This is a genomic window from Citrobacter sp. On2M (genome assembly GCF_018035235.1).
In the GTDB taxonomy this organism is placed as follows: Bacteria; Pseudomonadota; Gammaproteobacteria; order Enterobacterales; family Enterobacteriaceae; genus Citrobacter; species Citrobacter meridianamericanus.
In genome coordinates this window covers 21,963-39,464 of sequence record NZ_WPCV01000008.1, presented here as the reverse complement: position 1 = coordinate 39,464, position 17,502 = coordinate 21,963, and the positions used below count along the sequence as shown (strand labels likewise).

The window sequence follows — 17,502 nt, the reverse complement described above, 5'->3', positions numbered from 1 at the left end:
TTCCAGTTTGCTCAATCTATACGCAAAGAAGTTTAGATGTCCAGATGTATTGACGTCTATTGTGACAATGTTTACTCTGGTGCCTGACTTTTCACCGACTCAGCCAGGATCTCCTCAATATGACGCGTAAACAGGCCACCATCGCAGTGCGTAGCGGATTAAATGACGACGAACAGTACGGTTGCGTTGTCCCGCCAATTCACCTCTCCAGTACCTATAATTTTACCGGTTTTAATGAGCCTCGCGCCCATGACTATTCACGCCGCGGTAACCCGACGCGTGATGTCGTTCAGCGTGCGCTCGCGGAACTGGAAGGGGGGGCCGGAGCGGTACTGACCAATACCGGTATGTCGGCGATTCATCTGGTGACCACGGTATTCCTCAAGCCTGGCGATCTGCTGGTTGCACCGCACGACTGCTACGGCGGGAGCTATCGTCTGTTTGACAGTCTGGCAAAACGTGGCTGTTATCGCGTACTGTTTGTCGATCAAGGAGATGAGCAGGCATTGCAGGCGGCGCTGGCAGAAAAACCGAAGCTGGTGCTGGTAGAAAGCCCAAGCAACCCACTACTGCGCGTGGTGGATATTGCGAAAATCTGCCAACTGGCGCGTGAGGCTGGCGCGGTCAGCGTGGTAGACAACACTTTTTTAAGCCCGGCACTGCAAAATCCACTGGCATTAGGCGCCGATCTGGTGTTGCATTCATGCACGAAATATTTAAACGGTCACTCAGACGTGGTGGCTGGTGTGGTGATAGCGAAAGATCCGGAAACGGTCACTGAACTGGCATGGTGGGCGAATAATATTGGTGTGACCGGCGGCGCGTTTGATAGTTATCTGCTGTTGCGCGGCCTGCGTACTCTGTCACCGCGTATGGAGGTGGCGCAACGTAATGCTCAGGCGATTGTGGATTATCTGCAAACTCAGCCGCTGGTGAAAAAATTGTATCACCCGTCATTGCCGGATAACCAGGGCCATGAGATTGCCGCGCGCCAGCAAAAAGGGTTTGGCGCGATGTTGAGTTTTGAACTGGATGGCGATGAGCAAACGCTGCGTCGCTTCCTGGGCGGGTTGTCATTGTTTACGCTGGCGGAATCGTTAGGGGGCGTTGAAAGTCTGATCTCCCACGCTGCAACCATGACACACGCGGGTATGGCGCCAGAAGCGCGTGCTGCTGCCGGGATTTCGGAAACGCTGTTGCGTATCTCCACCGGTATTGAAGATGGCGAAGATTTAATTGCCGACCTGGAAAATGGCTTCCGGGCTGCAAACAAGGGGTAAACATGAGTGTGATTGCGCAGGCAGGGACGAAGGGTCGTCAACTGCACAAATTTGGTGGTAGTAGTCTGGCTGATGTGAAATGTTATCTGCGTGTCGCAGGCATTATGGCGGAGTACTCGCAGCCCGATGACATGATGGTTGTTTCAGCCGCAGGCAGTACCACTAACCAGTTGATTAGCTGGCTGAAGTTAAGCCAGACCGATCGTCTCTCTGCGCATCAGGTTCAACAGGCGTTACGTCGCTATCAAAGCGAGCTTATTAGCGGTTTGTTACCCCCCGAGGTGGCGGATGGGTTGATCGGCGCGTTTATTCACGATCTGGAACGCCTGGCCGGGTTACTCGACAGCGGCGTGAACGATGCCGTCTATGCTGAAGTCGTCGGGCATGGCGAGGTGTGGTCCGCACGTTTGATGTCTGCCGTTCTTAACCAACAAGGGCTGGAGTCGGCCTGGCTGGATGCGCGCGATTTTTTACGTGCTGAACGCGGCGCTCAGCCGCAGGTGGATGAAGGTCTTTCTTACCCATTATTGCAGCAACTGCTGGCGCAGCATCCGGGTAAGCGCCTGGTAGTAACAGGCTTCATTAGCCGCAGTAATGCGGGTGAAACGGTACTGCTGGGGCGTAACGGCTCGGACTACTCGGCGACGCAGGTTGGCGCGCTGGCAGGTGTTTCCCGCGTCACTATCTGGAGCGACGTTGCCGGGGTATATAGCGCTGACCCGCGTAAAGTGAAAGATGCGTGCCTGCTGCCGCTGCTGCGTCTGGATGAAGCCAGCGAGTTGGCGCGTCTGGCGGCACCGGTTCTGCATGCCCGCACCTTACAGCCAGTTTCCGGCAGCGATATCGACCTCCAGTTGCGTTGTAGCTACACGCCGGATCAGGGATCGACGCGTATTGAACGCGTACTGGCTTCTGGTACCGGGGCGCGTATTGTGACCAGCCATGACGACGTCTGCCTGATTGAGTTTCAGGTTCCTGCCAGCAAGGACTTTAAGCTGGCGCATAAGGATATTGACCAGATCCTGAAGCGTGCCCAAGTGCGTCCGCTGGCGGTGGGCGTGCATCCTGACCGCCAACTGCTGCAATTTTGCTACACCTCCGAAGTTGCCGACGGCGCGCTGAAAATTCTTGATGAAGCAGGCCTGCCTGGTGAGCTACGCCTGCGTCAGGGGCTGGCGTTGGTGGCGATGGTTGGGGCGGGCGTGACGCGTAATCCGCTGCATTGCCACCGTTTCTGGCAACAGCTGAAAGGTCAGCCGGTTGAATTTACCTGGCAATCGGAAGAGGGCATCAGCCTGGTCGCGGTATTGCGTACCGGGCCGACGGAGAGTCTGATCCAGGGGCTACATCAGTCAATCTTCCGTGCTGAAAAACGCATCGGTCTGGTGCTGTTCGGCAAAGGCAATATTGGGTCACGCTGGCTGGAGCTGTTTGCCCGCGAGCAGAGCACGCTTTCTGCGCGCACCGGATTAGAGTTTGTGCTGGCAGGTGTGGTTGATAGTCGTCGTAGCCTGCTTAATTATGAAGGGCTGGATGCCAGCCGTGCGTTGGCCTTTTTTGATGACGAGGCGGTAGAACAGGATGAGGAATCATTATTCCTGTGGATGCGCGCCCATCCGTATGATGATTTAGTGGTGCTGGACGTCACTGCCAGCGAGCAACTGGCAGATCAATATCTGGATTTTGCCAGTCATGGCTTCCACGTCATCAGCGCCAACAAACTGGCAGGGGCGAGCAGCAGTAATAATTACCGCCAGATTCATGATGCCTTCGAAAAGACGGGTCGCCACTGGCTGTATAACGCCACCGTAGGAGCAGGCTTACCGATCAACCATACCGTGCGCGATCTGATTGATAGTGGCGATACCATTCTGTCGATCAGCGGGATCTTCTCCGGCACGTTGTCGTGGCTGTTCCTGCAATTTGATGGCACGGTCCCGTTCACCGATCTGGTTGATCAGGCATGGCAGCAGGGTCTGACTGAGCCTGACCCGCGCGTGGATCTTTCGGGTAAAGATGTGATGCGTAAGCTGGTGATCCTGGCGCGTGAGGCAGGATATGACATCGAACCGGACCAGGTACGCGTGGAGTCACTGGTGCCTGCGCACTGTGAAGAAGGCTCCATTGACCATTTCTTTGAAAATGGCGATGAGCTGAACGAACAGATGGTGCAACGCCTGGAAGCGGCCCGTGAAATGGGGCTGGTGCTGCGCTATGTAGCGCGTTTTGACGCTAACGGAAAAGCACGCGTTGGTGTTGAAGCGGTACGCCCTGAGCACCCGCTGGCGGCGCTGTTGCCGTGCGATAACGTGTTTGCCATTGAAAGCCGTTGGTATCGCGACAACCCGCTGGTGATCCGTGGGCCGGGCGCGGGCCGTGATGTTACCGCTGGGGCGATTCAGTCTGACATCAACCGTCTGGCGCAACTGCTGTAGTTTTTGTTGCCGGATAAAATGCGTCAGTATTACTATCCGGCAGCATTACCGTTTATCAATGAGGGCGTTGTATTTCCCTGTCAGCGCTCTTATCGCCTGAAAAACAGAATGGGCAGAGTAACGGGCACTGCACTGAAATTCCGTCTGTTGCCGCAACCAGTCGAGAAAATTATGGCCTGCCGCCAGAGTTATTGATATCCCTTTTTCAACGTGCCCCTCTGTTAGCAGACATACCATTTTACGATTACTGCCTTGCTCCAAAATCTGCCATTGGTTCTGCCACCATCCCTGGTCCGTTTTACCCCGGAGTTGCCAGGGTAATGTGCATTTATTGTCATTTATCTCTTCATCTATAAACCACAGCGATGCGTGACGATTACGAAACGATTCTGCCCAAGCGGTGATTGTCGCGCCGCGTAGAAAACATTCGTGAGAGATAATGTGTGTTTTTACCTCTGGCCAGAGGTGACTTAGTATGCGGAAATGCCCGTGTGCGGTAATGACCGGACGTAAAACCGCGCCGTTGGCGCTCCGTTTGAGCATGGCGCTACCGTACTGGATTTCATCAAACTGGCTACGGCGTAAAAACAGGGTTTCCCGCTGTCTTACTCGCTCAACGATATCGTCATGAATGACTTCGGGTTCAACATTGTCACGCCAGCGGTATCGTAATGAATCCCCTACGAGATGGGGCGTGAAATTACTGGAAATATGCAAAACATTGCCACGAATAGCATCAAAACTGAATAATACATAAAGTTTCTGCTCGGTGCAGGCTCCCTGAAAAGGGACGATTAAGGGAACCGTTGCTATTTGTTCTGGTGGAACAATGGTGGCGAGCGGCTGCTGCTTTGGCGTCCAGACCTTTTTGCAGCTCCGGCACTGAAGGCGTTGGCTGCCCTGGGGATTATGCCCATAGCGGATGGTTTCTCGCTGATAACAACGTGGGCAAAAATGACCGCTTTTGGCGGCAAAATCCGTTAAATATTCCGACAACCAGCTACGAAACTGTTCCTCATTAAACAACGGGGGATAACTGCCGCATACCCGGCAGTGCAGTGCAGCATAACCCAACCGATACTCTGGCCAGCTGTAATCTGGTGAGCTCGCCAGCCCCAGATTTTTGCAGCCAAAAGACTTACAGCAATTGATGGTGAACAGCGACGTCATCGTATTACCAACGATTTTTAATGGTCGTTGATTTTGACCTGCAACTATCACAGCTGGATGTGAGTTTTCTCACATAAAAAAACCTTTCAGAACGTAACGTAGCGATTCTTTATATGACTGAAAGGGATTGATTATGAAGTTAAAAATGCTTGCTGTTGGTGTTCTGGTATCACTGCCGTTATGGGCATCGGCAAAAGATGTCACGATTATCTACACCAACGATCTTCACGCCCACGTTGAGCCTTATAAGGTCCCATGGATTGCCAATGGCGCACGCGATATTGGCGGTTGGGCCAATATCGCCACGATGGTGAAGCAGGAGAAAGCGAAAAATAGCGCCACCTGGTTTTTTGATGCGGGCGACTACTTTACGGGCCCTTACATCAGCAGTCTGACTAAGGGTAAGGCGATTATCGATATCATGAACACCATGAATTTTGATGCTGTCACCATAGGTAATCATGAATTCGATCACGGTTGGGACAATACGCTGCTGCAGCTGAGTCAGGCGAAATTCCCCATTGTGCAGGGTAATATCTTTTATCAAAACAGCAGCAAAATGTTCTGGGATAAGCCTTACACTATTATTGAAAAAGATGGTGTGAAGGTTGGCGTGTTTGGCCTGCACGGCGTATTTGCTTTTGATGATACGGTTTCCGCTGCGACACGTGTCGGTATTGAAGCGCGGGATGAAGTGAAGTGGTTGCAACGCTATATTGATGAACTCAAAGGTAAAGTCGATCTCACTGTGGCGTTGATCCATGAAGGCACTCCAGCACGTCAGTCCAGTCTGGGGGGTACTGATGTGCGTCGTGCGCTGGATAAAGACATCCAGACCGCAGGCCAGGTGCAGGGGCTGGATATCCTGATTACCGGCCATGCGCATGTTGGCACGCCGGAGCCGATTAAAGTCGGTAACACCCTGATTCTTTCTACCGACAGCGGCGGTATTGATGTGGGTAAACTGGTGCTGGATTATCAGCAGAAACCGCATCGATTGACCGTGAAGAACTTCGAGCTGAAGACCATTTTTGCTGATGAATGGCAGCCAAACCCACAGACGAAACAGGTCATTGATGGCTGGAATAAAAAGCTCGATAAAGTGGTACAACAGACGGTTGCAAACTCTCCGGTTGAGCTGACGCGTGCTTACGGAGAATCTTCTTCGTTGGGCAATCTGGCGGCGGATGCACTGTTGGCGGCGGCGGGTAAAGATACCCAGTTGGCGCTCACTAACTCAGGCGGGATCCGGAATGAAATCCCAGCGGGTGCTATCACGATGGGTGCAGTCATTAGCACCTTCCCGTTCCCAAATGAGCTGGCTACGATGGAACTCACCGGTAAGCAGTTGCGTGGCTTGATGGAGCACGGTGCGGGTTTAAGCAACGGTGTATTGCAGGTGTCCAAAGGACTGGAGATGAAGTATGACAGCAGTAAACCGGTCGGCCAGCGAGTCACCGTATTAACGTTAAACGGTAAACCGATTGAGGACGCCACGGTTTATCACATAGCCACCAATAGCTTCCTGGCCGATGGTGGTGATGGTTTTACGGCATTTACCGAAGGTAAAGCGCGAAATACCTCCGGCGGTTATTATGTCTCTAATGCTGTCGTTGATTACTTCAAAGCGGGAAATACGCTGACGGATGAGCAGCTTAAAGGCATGCGTGTGGCAGATGTGAAACCATAGTGAGCTCAGGCCAGCAGATAATCCGCTGGCCTGTTGTTTTAGCCTCTGTGAGAGGCAAACACCTCTTTCGCGGCGAATAAACCATTGAGAGCTGCAGGGAAGCCGGCATATACGGCCATCTGCATAATCACTTCAACGATCTCATCCTGCGTTAAACCAACGTGTAATGCCGCGCCAATATGCACTTTCAATTGTGGGGCGGCATTGCCCATGGCCGTTAACGCTGCGATGGTGGCAATTTCCCGGCTGCGCAGATCCAGACCTGGCCGTGCGTAGATGTCGCCAAACGGAAATTCCAGCAGGTAGCGGGCAAAATCCGGCGCGATTTCCTTCAGGCTCTCAACGACGGCCTCTCCCCCTTTACCATCTACCTGTTGCAGCATTTTCTGGCCAGTAACAAAACGTTCTGATTCCATGATTTTCCCCTCGTAGGTGTGGCGTATGGCGAGAGAATAGGGGGCGTAGAATGATTTGGATAATACCGTTTCCGTGATACCTTTTCGGTATGACAACATCGCCATTACACTCTCTGGATATTCGTCTGCTGCGTTACTTTGCCGTTGTGGCACAAGAGAACAATATGAGCCGCGCGGCGCAGCGTTTGTTCATGTCGCAGCCGCCGTTGAGCCGCCACATTCGCCAGCTTGAAGATCGCCTGGGGGTCACGCTTTTTGTCCGTCATACCCGTGGATTAACGCTGACGGAGGACGGCCAGCGCGTACTTGAAATGGTGCGCCCGCTGCTTGATCTCCAGGACAAAACCTACGTTGCGTTGAGTCAGTTAACGCAAGCCGGGGAGCCATCTCTGCGCTTAGGGCTAAGTACGGCGTTTGAACAGGGCGTTTTTGCTGCGCTTGAGTCACAGCTGACTACGCATGTGCAGAAGCGACATATTGTCCGTCATGGTTCGCCTGAACTGGCGCGCCAGGTGCGTCGTGGAAAACTGGATGCCGCGCTGGTGGCGCTACCGCTTGAGACCTCGGGGCTTAGCGTCACGCCACTTGGCTGGCAAGAATCGTTGATCGTCGCCTTACCCGCGTTCTGGCCAGAAGCGGCGCTGCCTTCGCTCTCGTTAACGTCGCTAAGCCACCGACCGCTGTTCTGGTTCAAACGTGAACGTAACCCTGCCTATTTTGATTACACCCGACACATTTTTAGTCGTGCCGGTTACTCTCCTGCCTGTATTGAAGAACCGCTGGAACATGACGTGTTGTTGGCGCGGATCGCGCAGGGTGACGGTCTGAGCCTGCTTCCTGCCTCCTTTTCCGCAATCCAACGTCGGGGGGTGATATTCCTGCCGCTTACCGATAGCGAATTGCGTATCAGTACGGGGTTGGTGATGTTGCCTGAAAACGTAAAAAAATTAGAGTGGCTGCAGACGGTCATGACGCAATCCCTCATCAATTCAGACTGATGTGAATTTTTTTCACGTTGGCTGAGTATTCCTCACCTTTGGCGATGATTTTTGTGTTGACGCCAGCATGCTTTTCCGTCATTTTTACATCTAGACGTCTAAACGTATAGCAGTTCACAACACAACATATAACAACAAAAGATTGATGAGGTAAGGTATGAGCTTTTTTCACGCCAACCAGCGGGAAGCCCTGAATCAGAGCCTGGCAGAAGTTGCCGGTCAGATTAACGTTTCATTTGAGTTTTTCCCGCCGCGCACCAGTGAAATGGAGCAAACCCTGTGGAACTCCATCGATCGCCTGAGCAGCCTGAAGCCGAAGTTTGTTTCAGTCACTTACGGTGCAAACTCTGGTGAGCGCGACCGTACGCACAGCATTATTAAAGGTATTAAGGATCGCACGGGTCTTGAAGCAGCGCCGCACCTGACCTGCATTGATGCGACCCGTGATGAGCTGCGTACTATTGCTCAGGACTACTGGAATAACGGTATTCGTCATATTGTTGCCCTGCGTGGTGACCTGCCGCCGGGAAGCGGTAAACCGGATATGTATGCTTCTGACCTGGTGACACTGCTGAAAGACGTTGCAGACTTTGATATCTCCGTTGCGGCTTACCCGGAAGTGCACCCGGAAGCGAAGAGTGCTCAGGCTGATTTGCTGAATCTGAAGCGCAAGGTTGATGCCGGTGCGAACCGTGCGATCACTCAGTTTTTCTTCGATGTAGAAAGCTATCTGCGTTTTCGAGATCGCTGCGTGTCTGCGGGAATCGATGTGGAAATTATTCCTGGCATCTTGCCGGTATCTAACTTCAAGCAGGCGAAAAAATTTGCCGACATGACCAACGTCCGCATTCCGGCGTGGATGTCGACCATGTTTGATGGTCTGGATGATGACGCGGAAACCCGCAAGTTGGTGGGTGCCAATATCGCCATGGACATGGTGAAGATTCTCAGCCGCGAAGGGGTGAAAGATTTTCACTTCTATACTCTCAACCGTGCCGAGATGAGCTACGCTATTTGTCATACACTGGGTGTAAGACCGAACTAAACAGATACTCAGCCCTCTACGGAGGGCTTTTTTTGATCATTTTGATCTACATCTCTGTAACGCAAAATATAAAAGGAATTAGCTATCGAATCTGTGGGTTATTTCGACTATATCTTATCTCTGGTGGTGTATATCGTAGTCAGAACACTGTAAAGGGAGCATATAGATGAGCATGTCCGACGATAGCCAAAACGCATCAACTGCCGGTAAGTGTCCTTTTCATCAGGGCGGTCACGACCAGAGCGCGGGAGCTGGAACGAACAACCGCGACTGGTGGCCAAATCAACTGCGCGTTGATCTTTTAAACCAACATTCCAACCGTTCTAACCCGCTGGGTGAGGATTTCGACTACCGCAAAGAATTTAGCAAACTCGACTACTCTGCCCTGAAAGGGGATCTCAGAGCCCTTCTGTCCGAATCTCAACCGTGGTGGCCAGCTGACTGGGGAACCTATGCCGGATTGTTTATCCGCATGGCATGGCACGGTGCAGGGACCTATCGCTCCATTGATGGACGCGGTGGCGCGGGTCGCGGACAGCAGCGTTTTGCACCACTAAATTCCTGGCCGGATAACGTTAGCCTTGATAAAGCGCGTCGTCTGCTGTGGCCAATTAAGCAAAAATATGGTCAGAAGATTTCCTGGGCTGACCTGTTTATCCTCGCGGGTAACGTGGCGCTGGAAAACTCAGGCTTTCGTACCTTTGGCTTTGGTGCCGGTCGTGAAGATGTCTGGGAACCGGATCTCGACGTAAACTGGGGTGATGAAAAAGCCTGGCTGACCCACCGTCACCCGGAAGAGCTGGCTAAGGCGCCGCTGGGCGCAACCGAAATGGGTCTTATCTATGTGAACCCGGAAGGGCCGGACCATAGCGGCGAACCGCTTTCAGCGGCAGCGGCTATTCGCGCGACCTTCGGTAACATGGGAATGAACGACGAAGAAACCGTAGCGCTGATTGGTGGCGGTCATACGTTGGGTAAAACCCACGGGGCTGCACCGGCATCGCATGTTGGTGCCGATCCAGAATCCGCACCGATTGAAGCGCAGGGCCTGGGCTGGGCCAGCAGCTACGGCAGCGGCGCGGGTGCGGATGCCATTACATCCGGTCTGGAAGTGGTCTGGACGCAGACGCCAACCCAATGGAGCAACTATTTCTTCGAGAACCTGTTCAAATATGAGTGGGTACAAACTCGCAGTCCGGCAGGCGCTATTCAGTTTGAAGCGGTTGATGCGCCAGAAATTATTCCCGATCCGTTTGATCCGTCGAAAAAACGTAAGCCGACGATGCTGGTTACCGACCTGACGCTGCGTTTCGATCCTGAGTTCGAGAAAATCTCCCGCCGTTTCCTGAACGATCCGCAGGCGTTCAACGAAGCGTTTGCTCGTGCGTGGTTTAAACTGACGCACCGTGATATGGGGCCAAAAGCGCGTTACATCGGACCGGAAGTGCCAAAAGAAGATCTGATTTGGCAAGATCCGCTGCCGCATGCGTTCTTCAACCCAAGCGAAGAAGATATCCTGAAACTGAAGGCGACCATCGCTGCTTCCGGGCTGTCCGTGGGCGAACTGGTATCGGTAGCATGGGCTTCGGCATCGACTTTCCGCGGTGGAGATAAGCGTGGCGGCGCTAACGGTGCGCGTCTGGCACTGGACCCACAGCGCGGCTGGGATGTGAATGCCACCGCGGCACGCGTTCTGCCTGTGCTGGAAGGGATTTATAAGTCTGCCCATACCGCCTCGTTGGCCGATATTATCGTGCTGGCCGGTGTGGTTGGTGTCGAGCAGGCGGCTAGCGCTGCGGGAGTCAGCATTAAGGTACCTTTTGCGCCGGGTCGTGTGGATGCGCGTCAGGATCAAACAGATATTGAGATGTTTGAGCTGCTTGAGCCGATTGCTGACGGTTTCCGTAACTATCGCGCCCGTCCTGACGTATCGACCACCGAGTCGCTGCTGATCGATAAAGCGCAACAGCTGACGCTGACCGCACCGGAAATGACCGTGCTGGTGGGTGGTATGCGCGTACTGGGCACCAACTTTGATGGTAGCCAGCACGGCGTCTTTACCGATCGTCCTGGCGTACTCAGCACTGACTTCTTCGTCAATCTGCTGGATATGCGTCATGAGTGGAAGGCGGTTGATGAGTCAAAAGAGCTGTTTGAAGGTCGTGACCGTCTGAGCGGCGAAGTAAAATACACCGCAACTCGCGCCGATCTGGTGTTTGGTTCTAACTCTGTGCTGCGCGCAGTGGCTGAAGTCTATGCCTGTAGCGATGCCCACGAGAAGTTCGTGAGAGATTTCGTTGCCGCATGGGTGAAAGTGATGAACCTGGATCGTTTCGATCTGCTGTAACAGACGATGCCGGATGCCGCTTGCGCGGGTCCGGCATGGTAGGAATAAAAAATCCCCGCATTTGCGGGGATTTTTTATTGGCAGGTTATTCCCACTCTTGCAGGTAACGTTGGCCGTACTGGTCGGCCACCAACAGGGCGGCATACACCTGATCTGGGGTTGCGCCGCCAGGCATGTTGTGGATGGTTTCGCCTTCTGCACAAGCGGCTTCTGCCACAATGCGCATTTTCGTCGGGATATCCTGTTTGATATCCAGCTGCGCCAGCGTAATTGGCAAACCAACTGAATGGCACAGTGCCGCAACGGTTTCAATTTCATCGACCGGCGCGTTTTCCAGCACCAGTTGCGTCAGCGTACCGAAAGCCACTTTTTCGCCGTGGTAGTAGTGGTGCGCATCCGGGATTGCCGTCAGTCCATTATGAATGGCGTGTGCCGCAGCCAGACCGCCGCTTTCAAAACCGACGCCACTCAGATAGGTGTTGGCTTCAATCACACGCTCCAGCGCAGGCGTGACCACATGCTGCTCGGCGGCCAGCATCGCTTTTTCACCTTCTTCTATTAGCGTATTAAAGCACAGCTCAGCCAGTGCCAACGCCGCCTGAGTACATTGACCGCCTGCCATGGTGGTGGCACCGCTGCGCGAACAGGCGCGTGCTTCGAACCAGGTCGCCAGCGCATCGCCAATACCCGCGGCTAACAGACGCGCCGGTGCGCCCGCGACAATTTTAGTATCAACAATGACCCTGTCCGGGTTGTTCGGCAGCAACAAATAGCGGTCGAATTCACCCGCGTCGGTGTAAATAACGGACAGCGCGCTACACGGTGCATCGGTGGAAGCGATGGTTGGCGCAATGGCGACAGGCACGCTCATAAAGTGCGCCAGCGCTTTGGCGGTATCCAGCGTTTTACCGCCGCCAATACCGAGTACTGCGCCACATTGCGCTTTTTCCGCTACGCCGCGCAGACGGTCGATTTCGTTTTGTGAACACTCGCCGCCAAATGGTGCAATCTCCAGCGTCAGTCCGGCATCCTGGAAGCTTTTTTCCAGTGCTGGTTGGGCGAAGCCTAAGACAAACTTGTCCCCAACGACCAGCCAGCGCTCTGCCAGTGGTTTGAGGTAGCTGCCAAGACGGGTAATAACATCGGCACCCTGGATGTACTTACCAGGCGATTGAATAATGCGATCCATACTTTATTTACCTCACAGGTTGATGTGACCAAATGCGTTGTTCCAGTCCTGCTCAAACTTCTCTATTGCTGACTCTACCGCAGGGGTATTGAGCATTTGTTGCGCTACGTCTAATGGCAGAGTGATTGCTTCACATCCTGCCAGCAAGCAATCCAGCGCCTGACGCGGAGTTTTAAAGCTGGCCGCCAGTACCATGCTGTTTGGCGCATGCAGTTCCAGCAATGTTTGCAGTTCTTGTACCGTGCGAATTCCATCGCCGCCCTGAGCATCAATACGGTTAACGTAAGGCGCGACGTATTTAGCTCCCGCCAGCGCTGCCAGCAGCCCTTGAGAGGCGCTGTACACAGCGGTTCCCAGCGTGGTGATACCTTCCTTTTTCAGCATCTTGATTGCGGCCAGACCTTCAGACGTTACGGGGATTTTCACTACCAGGCCGGGTATAGCGTGACTCAACCGTTTGGCTTCCTCCACCATGCCCTGCGCGTCGCGGCTCATAGTTTGGGCAAACAGAATGCTCTCTTTGCCAATGGCGTTTTGCAGGCGCGGCAGCACATCCCAGATGGATTCTTTGCTTGCTGCTACAATGCTTGGGTTGGTGGTGACACCCGCGATAGGAAAGATGCGTGCCAGACGTTCAACTTCCGCGACGTTGGCGGTATCAAGGTAAAGTTCCATACAAAAACACCCTCTTTAAAGTTCAAGTTCATGTTGCAGCAGGCTGGCGATAGCCTCGGCAGAGGCGGCGTTAACCAGCGCGTTGCGGAATTCTTCGTGCATAATGCGGCGTGCCAGGCGCGAGAAGATACGCATATGCTGGTCACCTGCGGCGTGCTTGTTGAGCGTCAGCATAATGATGAACTGCGCATCGTCATCGCCCCAGCGTACCGGTGCTTTAAGGCGCGCCACGCTGATGGTCGACTGCTCAATATGTTCAGATTTGCTGTGTGGAATGGCAAAGCTAAAGCCCAGACCCGTGGAGAACACCGCTTCGCGAGCCCACAGATCGGTCTCCAGCTTGCGCGGGTAACGGCAGCGATTGGCCAGCAGCAGATTGTCGGTCATGCCTTTAATGACCTCTTCTTTGCTGCGCCAGTCGCTATCCAGTGTGATGCACTCGGCGGTAACCAGAGGCGTATCCTGTTGGGTCATGCGGAACTGAGCCAGCAGATGTTCCACTTCGAGTGAGGTACGACAGGCCATCGCCTGATTCAGCAACTGACGGCAGGCGCGGCTGTCGAGTTGCGCCATGCGTGCTTTAGCGGCGGGAATTGACGGGGCGCTCATGCTGATCTCGTCCAGCCCCAATCCGATCAGCAGGGGTAGCACTGAACCTTTGGCGCCCAATTCGCCGCACAGGCCAATCCATTTTCCTTGACGATGTACCGCCTGCACGGCGAAATCCAGTGCGCGCAGGAAGGCCGGATTCAGGCTGTTGTAGTGGCGGGTGACTTTGGCGTTGTCGCGGTCGACCGCCAGCAGATATTGTGTCAGGTCATTGCTGCCAATACTAAAGAAATCAATCTCTTCACAGCATTGATCAATGATGAACATCACTGAAGGAACCTCCAGCATAATGCCAAGCTGGATCTTCTCATCAAACGGAATATGTTCGTTACGTAGCTGCTGCTTAGCCTCTGCCAGCTTCTCTTTGACCCACAGGATCTCTTCCATCGAGGAGATCATTGGGATCATGATTTTTAGGCTACCGTGGGCCGATGCGCGGAGGATTGAGCGCAACTGGGTGGTGAACAGCGCGGCATATTCTTCATAGATACGCACCGCACGATAGCCGAGAAACGGGTTGGCTTCGGCAGGAATATTCAGGTAATCAACGGGTTTATCACCACCGATATCCATGGTGCGTACAATAATGCTGCGCCCCTGTGCAGGCTCCAGCGCCTGGCAGAAAATGTTGTATAGCTCATTTTCATTCGGGGCGCAGGAACGGTCCATATAAAGCATTTCTGTACGGAATAACCCAACCGCTTCGGCACCGTTACCAAAGGCGGATTGCGCCTCCACGGAGTGGGCGATGTTAGCGGCGACTTCCATGCGGATGCCATCCGTCGTACGCGCCTCCTGGGTCAGCCAGATACGTTGCTGTTCACGCAGAGCATTTTGTACACGCATTTCCTGCTGATAGTAACGTACGACGGGTTCATCTGGTGCAACGATAATCGCGCCTGCGTTCCCATCGATATAAACCATTTTCTGCAGCCATGGCGTCAAGACTTCAATATCTACGCCAACCAGCGTAGGAATGTTGAATGAGCGGGCGAGAATCACCGTGTGCGAGGTGGTACCGCCGCTTTTCAACAACAAGCCTTTCAGCAGTGTTTTGTCCAGTTCGAGGAACTGGCTGGGTGTGAGTTCATCAGCCATACAGACAGTCGGCTGGGTCAGCTTCCCCGGTGCGGGGAAACGTTGTTCGCCATAAATTTGCTGCAGGAGCTGGAAACAGACGTCGCGTACGTCCAGCGCACGTTCCTGTAAATAACTGCTGCTGGAGCGGGTGAATTCATCACAGAAATGCCCGGCGCTTTCGACAACCGCCTGAGCGCAGCTTAACCCGCGTGATACTCCGGCAAGCAGGTGCTGACGCAATGATGTATCGCCCGCCAGCGAGCGATGTGCTTCCAGAATCGCACTGGTCGCGCCGTCGCTGTCGAGCAAGCGGAATTCAAGGTTTTTCATCAGTAGCGTTAAACCGTTATCCAGCGCTGCTTGCTCGGTTTCAATGTCTTTCGCGGATGGGAGGGAATCCAGCGCGTTGAGATCCAGTGAGGAAAGCCGGTTCAGAACACCGCCTGCACTGCCGCTGCAAACGGCGCGAGCACGAAACAGCTGAGGATTCAGGTTGGTCAACGATGCGGGAAGCGGCTCCAGTTCGCTGTTTTTGATCTCCGCCAGCGGCGCATCACAGTGTGGAAACTCATCACGCAGCCACTGGCTCAGGCGCTGATGGGCAGCCAGCTCATCAGCGCCTGAAATCAACAGCTTGCAGCTATCGCCAGCCAGCGTGTCGGTGCCAATCAACGCGAGCGCGCTTTTGGCATTGCCCTTACGGTCGGTGCGCAGGTTATGCCACTCAATGTGTGAGGTAAACGTATTGCACAGTGTCTCAACGTGGCTTGCCGGACGGGCATGTACGCCATTGGGCAGCTCACAGGTAAATTCCACAATCAGGGCCATCGCCTCTCTCCCATAACGAGTTCTCGCTACAGGATAAAAGGGCAACGCCTGAGCTTGCCATGTGATAAATCTGCCAAAAACTGGATAAATGTAATGTAACCATCAAAGTGAGATATCCCTCACAAGTCAGTGTGTTCCTTATAAATTCCGAGAAGCCGCAAGTTATGAGTCGGATCGCATTTTTGTACTGATATTACAAAAATCCAGCAAATGGCCTTTTTATCCACTGTTTGCGTCGCTACGGATTGCCTATTGTTTTCCCCAACAACCTTATGGATATGGGCTGTAGGCAGCCCGGGAGCGACTTATGAAAGAGTTGGTGCAGATCCTGAAAAATACCCGTCAGCACCTGATGACCGGTGTTTCGCATATGATCCCTTTTGTCGTGGCGGGTGGTATTTTACTGGCGGTCTCCGTCATGCTGTATGGCAAGGGCGCGGTACCGGACGCCGCAACGGATCCTAATCTCAAGAAGCTGTTTGATATTGGCGTTGCAGGGCTGACGCTGATGGTGCCATTCCTTGCCGCGTATATCGGTTATTCCATTGCCGAGCGTTCCGCTCTGGCCCCTTGTGCGATTGGCGCATGGGTGGGAAACAGCTTCGGCGCAGGTTTTTTCGGCGCACTAATCGCCGGGATTATTGGCGGTATTGTCGTCCATTATCTGAAGAAAATCCCCGTACATAAGGTATTGCGTTCGGTAATGCCTATCTTCGTTATTCCTATTGTCGGCACGTTTATTACCGCAGGCATCATGATGTGGGGCCTGGGAGAACCCGTTGGCGCATTAACTACGAGTCTGACCGAGTGGCTGCAGGGGATGCAGCAGGGGAGCATTGTCGTGTTGGCCGTTATTTTAGGCCTCATGCTGGCATTTGATATGGGTGGTCCCGTCAACAAAGTTGCTTATGCCTTCATGCTGATTTGTGTGTCGCAAGGGGTTTATACCGTGGTCGCTATTGCCGCTGTGGGGATCTGCGTGCCTCCGTTGGGCTTAGGGCTGGCGACGCTGATTGGCCGCAAGAATTTCTCTTCTGAAGAACGTGAAGCCGGTAAAGCTGCGCTAGTGATGGGCTGCGTTGGCGTAACGGAAGGCGCGATTCCATTTGCCGCCGCCGATCCGCTGCGCGTTATCCCATCCATTATGGTTGGCTCAGCCTGTGGCACAGTAACCGCCGCCCTGTTTGGAGCGCAGTGTTATGCCGGTTGGGGTGGGCTGATTGTTCTGCCCGTTGTGGAAGGAAAACTGGGTTATATCGCGGCGGTTGCCGTTGGTGCTGTGGTGACCGCCGTGTGCGTTAACGTACTGAAAAGTCTGGCACGGAAAAAAGTGTCTCAGGTCGAGCAGAAAGAGGACGATCTGGATTTAGATTTTGAAATGAATTAAGTGAGGAAAGAGTCATGACTAAGATTATCGCAGTAACCGCATGTCCTTCTGGCGTTGCTCACACCTATATGGCAGCCGAAGCGTTGGAAAGCGCCGCTAAAGCCAAAGGTTGGGACGTAAAGGTTGAGACTCAGGGGTCGATCGGTCTGGAAAACGAACTGACCCTGGCGGATGTGGCTGAGGCCGACATGGTCATTCTGACCAAGGACATTGGTATTAAGTTTGAAGAGCGTTTTGCGGGCAAAACTATCGTTCGCGTCAACATCAGCGATGCAGTGAAACGCGCCGACGCCATCATGAACAAGATTGGCGCACACCTTGCGCAAACCGCTTAACTTTAGAATGCCCGATGG

13 protein-coding genes are annotated in these 17,502 nt (G+C 53.6%); 8 read left to right on the top strand and 5 right to left on the bottom strand.

The window, feature by feature from the left end; translation table 11 throughout:
- Positions 1-119: 119 nt before the first annotated feature.
- Both metB and metL read left to right on the top strand, forming a co-directional pair.
- Positions 120-1,280, top strand: coding sequence for a cystathionine gamma-synthase (metB, locus tag On2M_RS22915; RefSeq protein WP_003028818.1), 1,161 nt, complete (start codon positions 120-122; stop codon positions 1,278-1,280).
- Positions 1,281-1,282: 2 nt separating this feature from the next.
- Positions 1,283-3,715 (top strand): bifunctional aspartate kinase/homoserine dehydrogenase II, encoded by a 2,433-nt coding sequence (gene metL / locus On2M_RS22910; RefSeq protein ID WP_187254033.1) that lies wholly within the window; start codon positions 1,283-1,285, stop codon positions 3,713-3,715.
- A gap of 45 nt (positions 3,716-3,760) precedes the next feature.
- Here metL and On2M_RS22905 read toward each other — a convergent pair whose 3' ends face one another.
- Positions 3,761-4,885, bottom strand: coding sequence for a cytoplasmic protein (locus tag On2M_RS22905; protein ID WP_210905500.1), 1,125 nt, complete (start codon positions 4,883-4,885; stop codon positions 3,761-3,763).
- Between the two features lie 133 nt (positions 4,886-5,018).
- Here On2M_RS22905 and On2M_RS22900 point away from each other — a divergent pair, with 133 nt between their 5' ends.
- Positions 5,019-6,575 carry a bifunctional UDP-sugar hydrolase/5'-nucleotidase gene (locus On2M_RS22900; RefSeq protein WP_210905499.1) on the top strand — a complete coding sequence of 519 codons (1,557 nt, stop codon included), beginning with the start codon at positions 5,019-5,021 and terminating at the stop codon, positions 6,573-6,575.
- A 38-nt stretch (positions 6,576-6,613) separates the two neighbouring features.
- On the opposite strand, the gene On2M_RS22895 is transcribed toward On2M_RS22900, so the two are convergent.
- Complete coding sequence (locus On2M_RS22895) at positions 6,614-6,991, bottom strand: carboxymuconolactone decarboxylase family protein (protein WP_151218457.1); 378 nt, start codon at positions 6,989-6,991, stop codon at positions 6,614-6,616.
- An 89-nt stretch (positions 6,992-7,080) separates the two neighbouring features.
- Between On2M_RS22895 and On2M_RS22890 the strand changes: the two genes are divergently transcribed.
- The 3 genes from On2M_RS22890 (at position 7,081) to katG (ending at position 11,381) form a co-directional block, all read left to right on the top strand.
- Positions 7,081-7,989 (top strand): LysR family transcriptional regulator, encoded by a 909-nt coding sequence (locus On2M_RS22890; protein WP_187260220.1) that lies wholly within the window; start codon positions 7,081-7,083, stop codon positions 7,987-7,989.
- Positions 7,990-8,146: 157 nt separating this feature from the next.
- The gene (metF, locus tag On2M_RS22885; protein WP_003028830.1) at positions 8,147-9,034 is read left to right on the top strand and encodes a methylenetetrahydrofolate reductase; all 888 of its coding nucleotides are present in this window, start codon (positions 8,147-8,149) and stop codon (positions 9,032-9,034) included.
- A 166-nt stretch (positions 9,035-9,200) separates the two neighbouring features.
- The gene (katG, locus tag On2M_RS22880) at positions 9,201-11,381 is read left to right on the top strand and encodes a catalase/peroxidase HPI (RefSeq protein WP_151218458.1); all 2,181 of its coding nucleotides are present in this window, start codon (positions 9,201-9,203) and stop codon (positions 11,379-11,381) included.
- Positions 11,382-11,466: 85 nt separating this feature from the next.
- Here katG and On2M_RS22875 read toward each other — a convergent pair whose 3' ends face one another.
- The 3 genes from On2M_RS22875 to ptsP are packed head-to-tail and all read right to left on the bottom strand — an operon-like array spanning position 11,467 to position 15,762.
- On the bottom strand, positions 11,467-12,570 hold the full coding sequence (locus tag On2M_RS22875; protein ID WP_151218459.1) for a glycerol dehydrogenase: 1,104 nt from the start codon (positions 12,568-12,570) through the stop codon (positions 11,467-11,469).
- Between the two features lie 12 nt (positions 12,571-12,582).
- On the bottom strand, positions 12,583-13,245 hold the full coding sequence (gene fsa / locus On2M_RS22870) for a fructose-6-phosphate aldolase (protein WP_151218460.1): 663 nt from the start codon (positions 13,243-13,245) through the stop codon (positions 12,583-12,585).
- Positions 13,246-13,260: 15 nt separating this feature from the next.
- Positions 13,261-15,762, bottom strand: coding sequence for a phosphoenolpyruvate--protein phosphotransferase (gene ptsP / locus On2M_RS22865; RefSeq protein ID WP_210905498.1), 2,502 nt, complete (start codon positions 15,760-15,762; stop codon positions 13,261-13,263).
- Between the two features lie 307 nt (positions 15,763-16,069).
- On the opposite strand from ptsP, the gene On2M_RS22860 reads away from it, so the two are divergent.
- Together On2M_RS22860 and On2M_RS22855 are read left to right on the top strand one after the other, a co-directional pair.
- Complete coding sequence (locus tag On2M_RS22860; protein WP_151218462.1) at positions 16,070-17,149, top strand: PTS fructose transporter subunit EIIC; 1,080 nt, start codon at positions 16,070-16,072, stop codon at positions 17,147-17,149.
- A gap of 14 nt (positions 17,150-17,163) precedes the next feature.
- Positions 17,164-17,484: a PTS fructose-like transporter subunit IIB gene (locus tag On2M_RS22855; RefSeq protein ID WP_151218463.1), complete on the top strand. Its 321-nt coding sequence runs from the start codon at positions 17,164-17,166 to the stop codon at positions 17,482-17,484.
- Positions 17,485-17,502 lie beyond the last annotated feature (18 nt).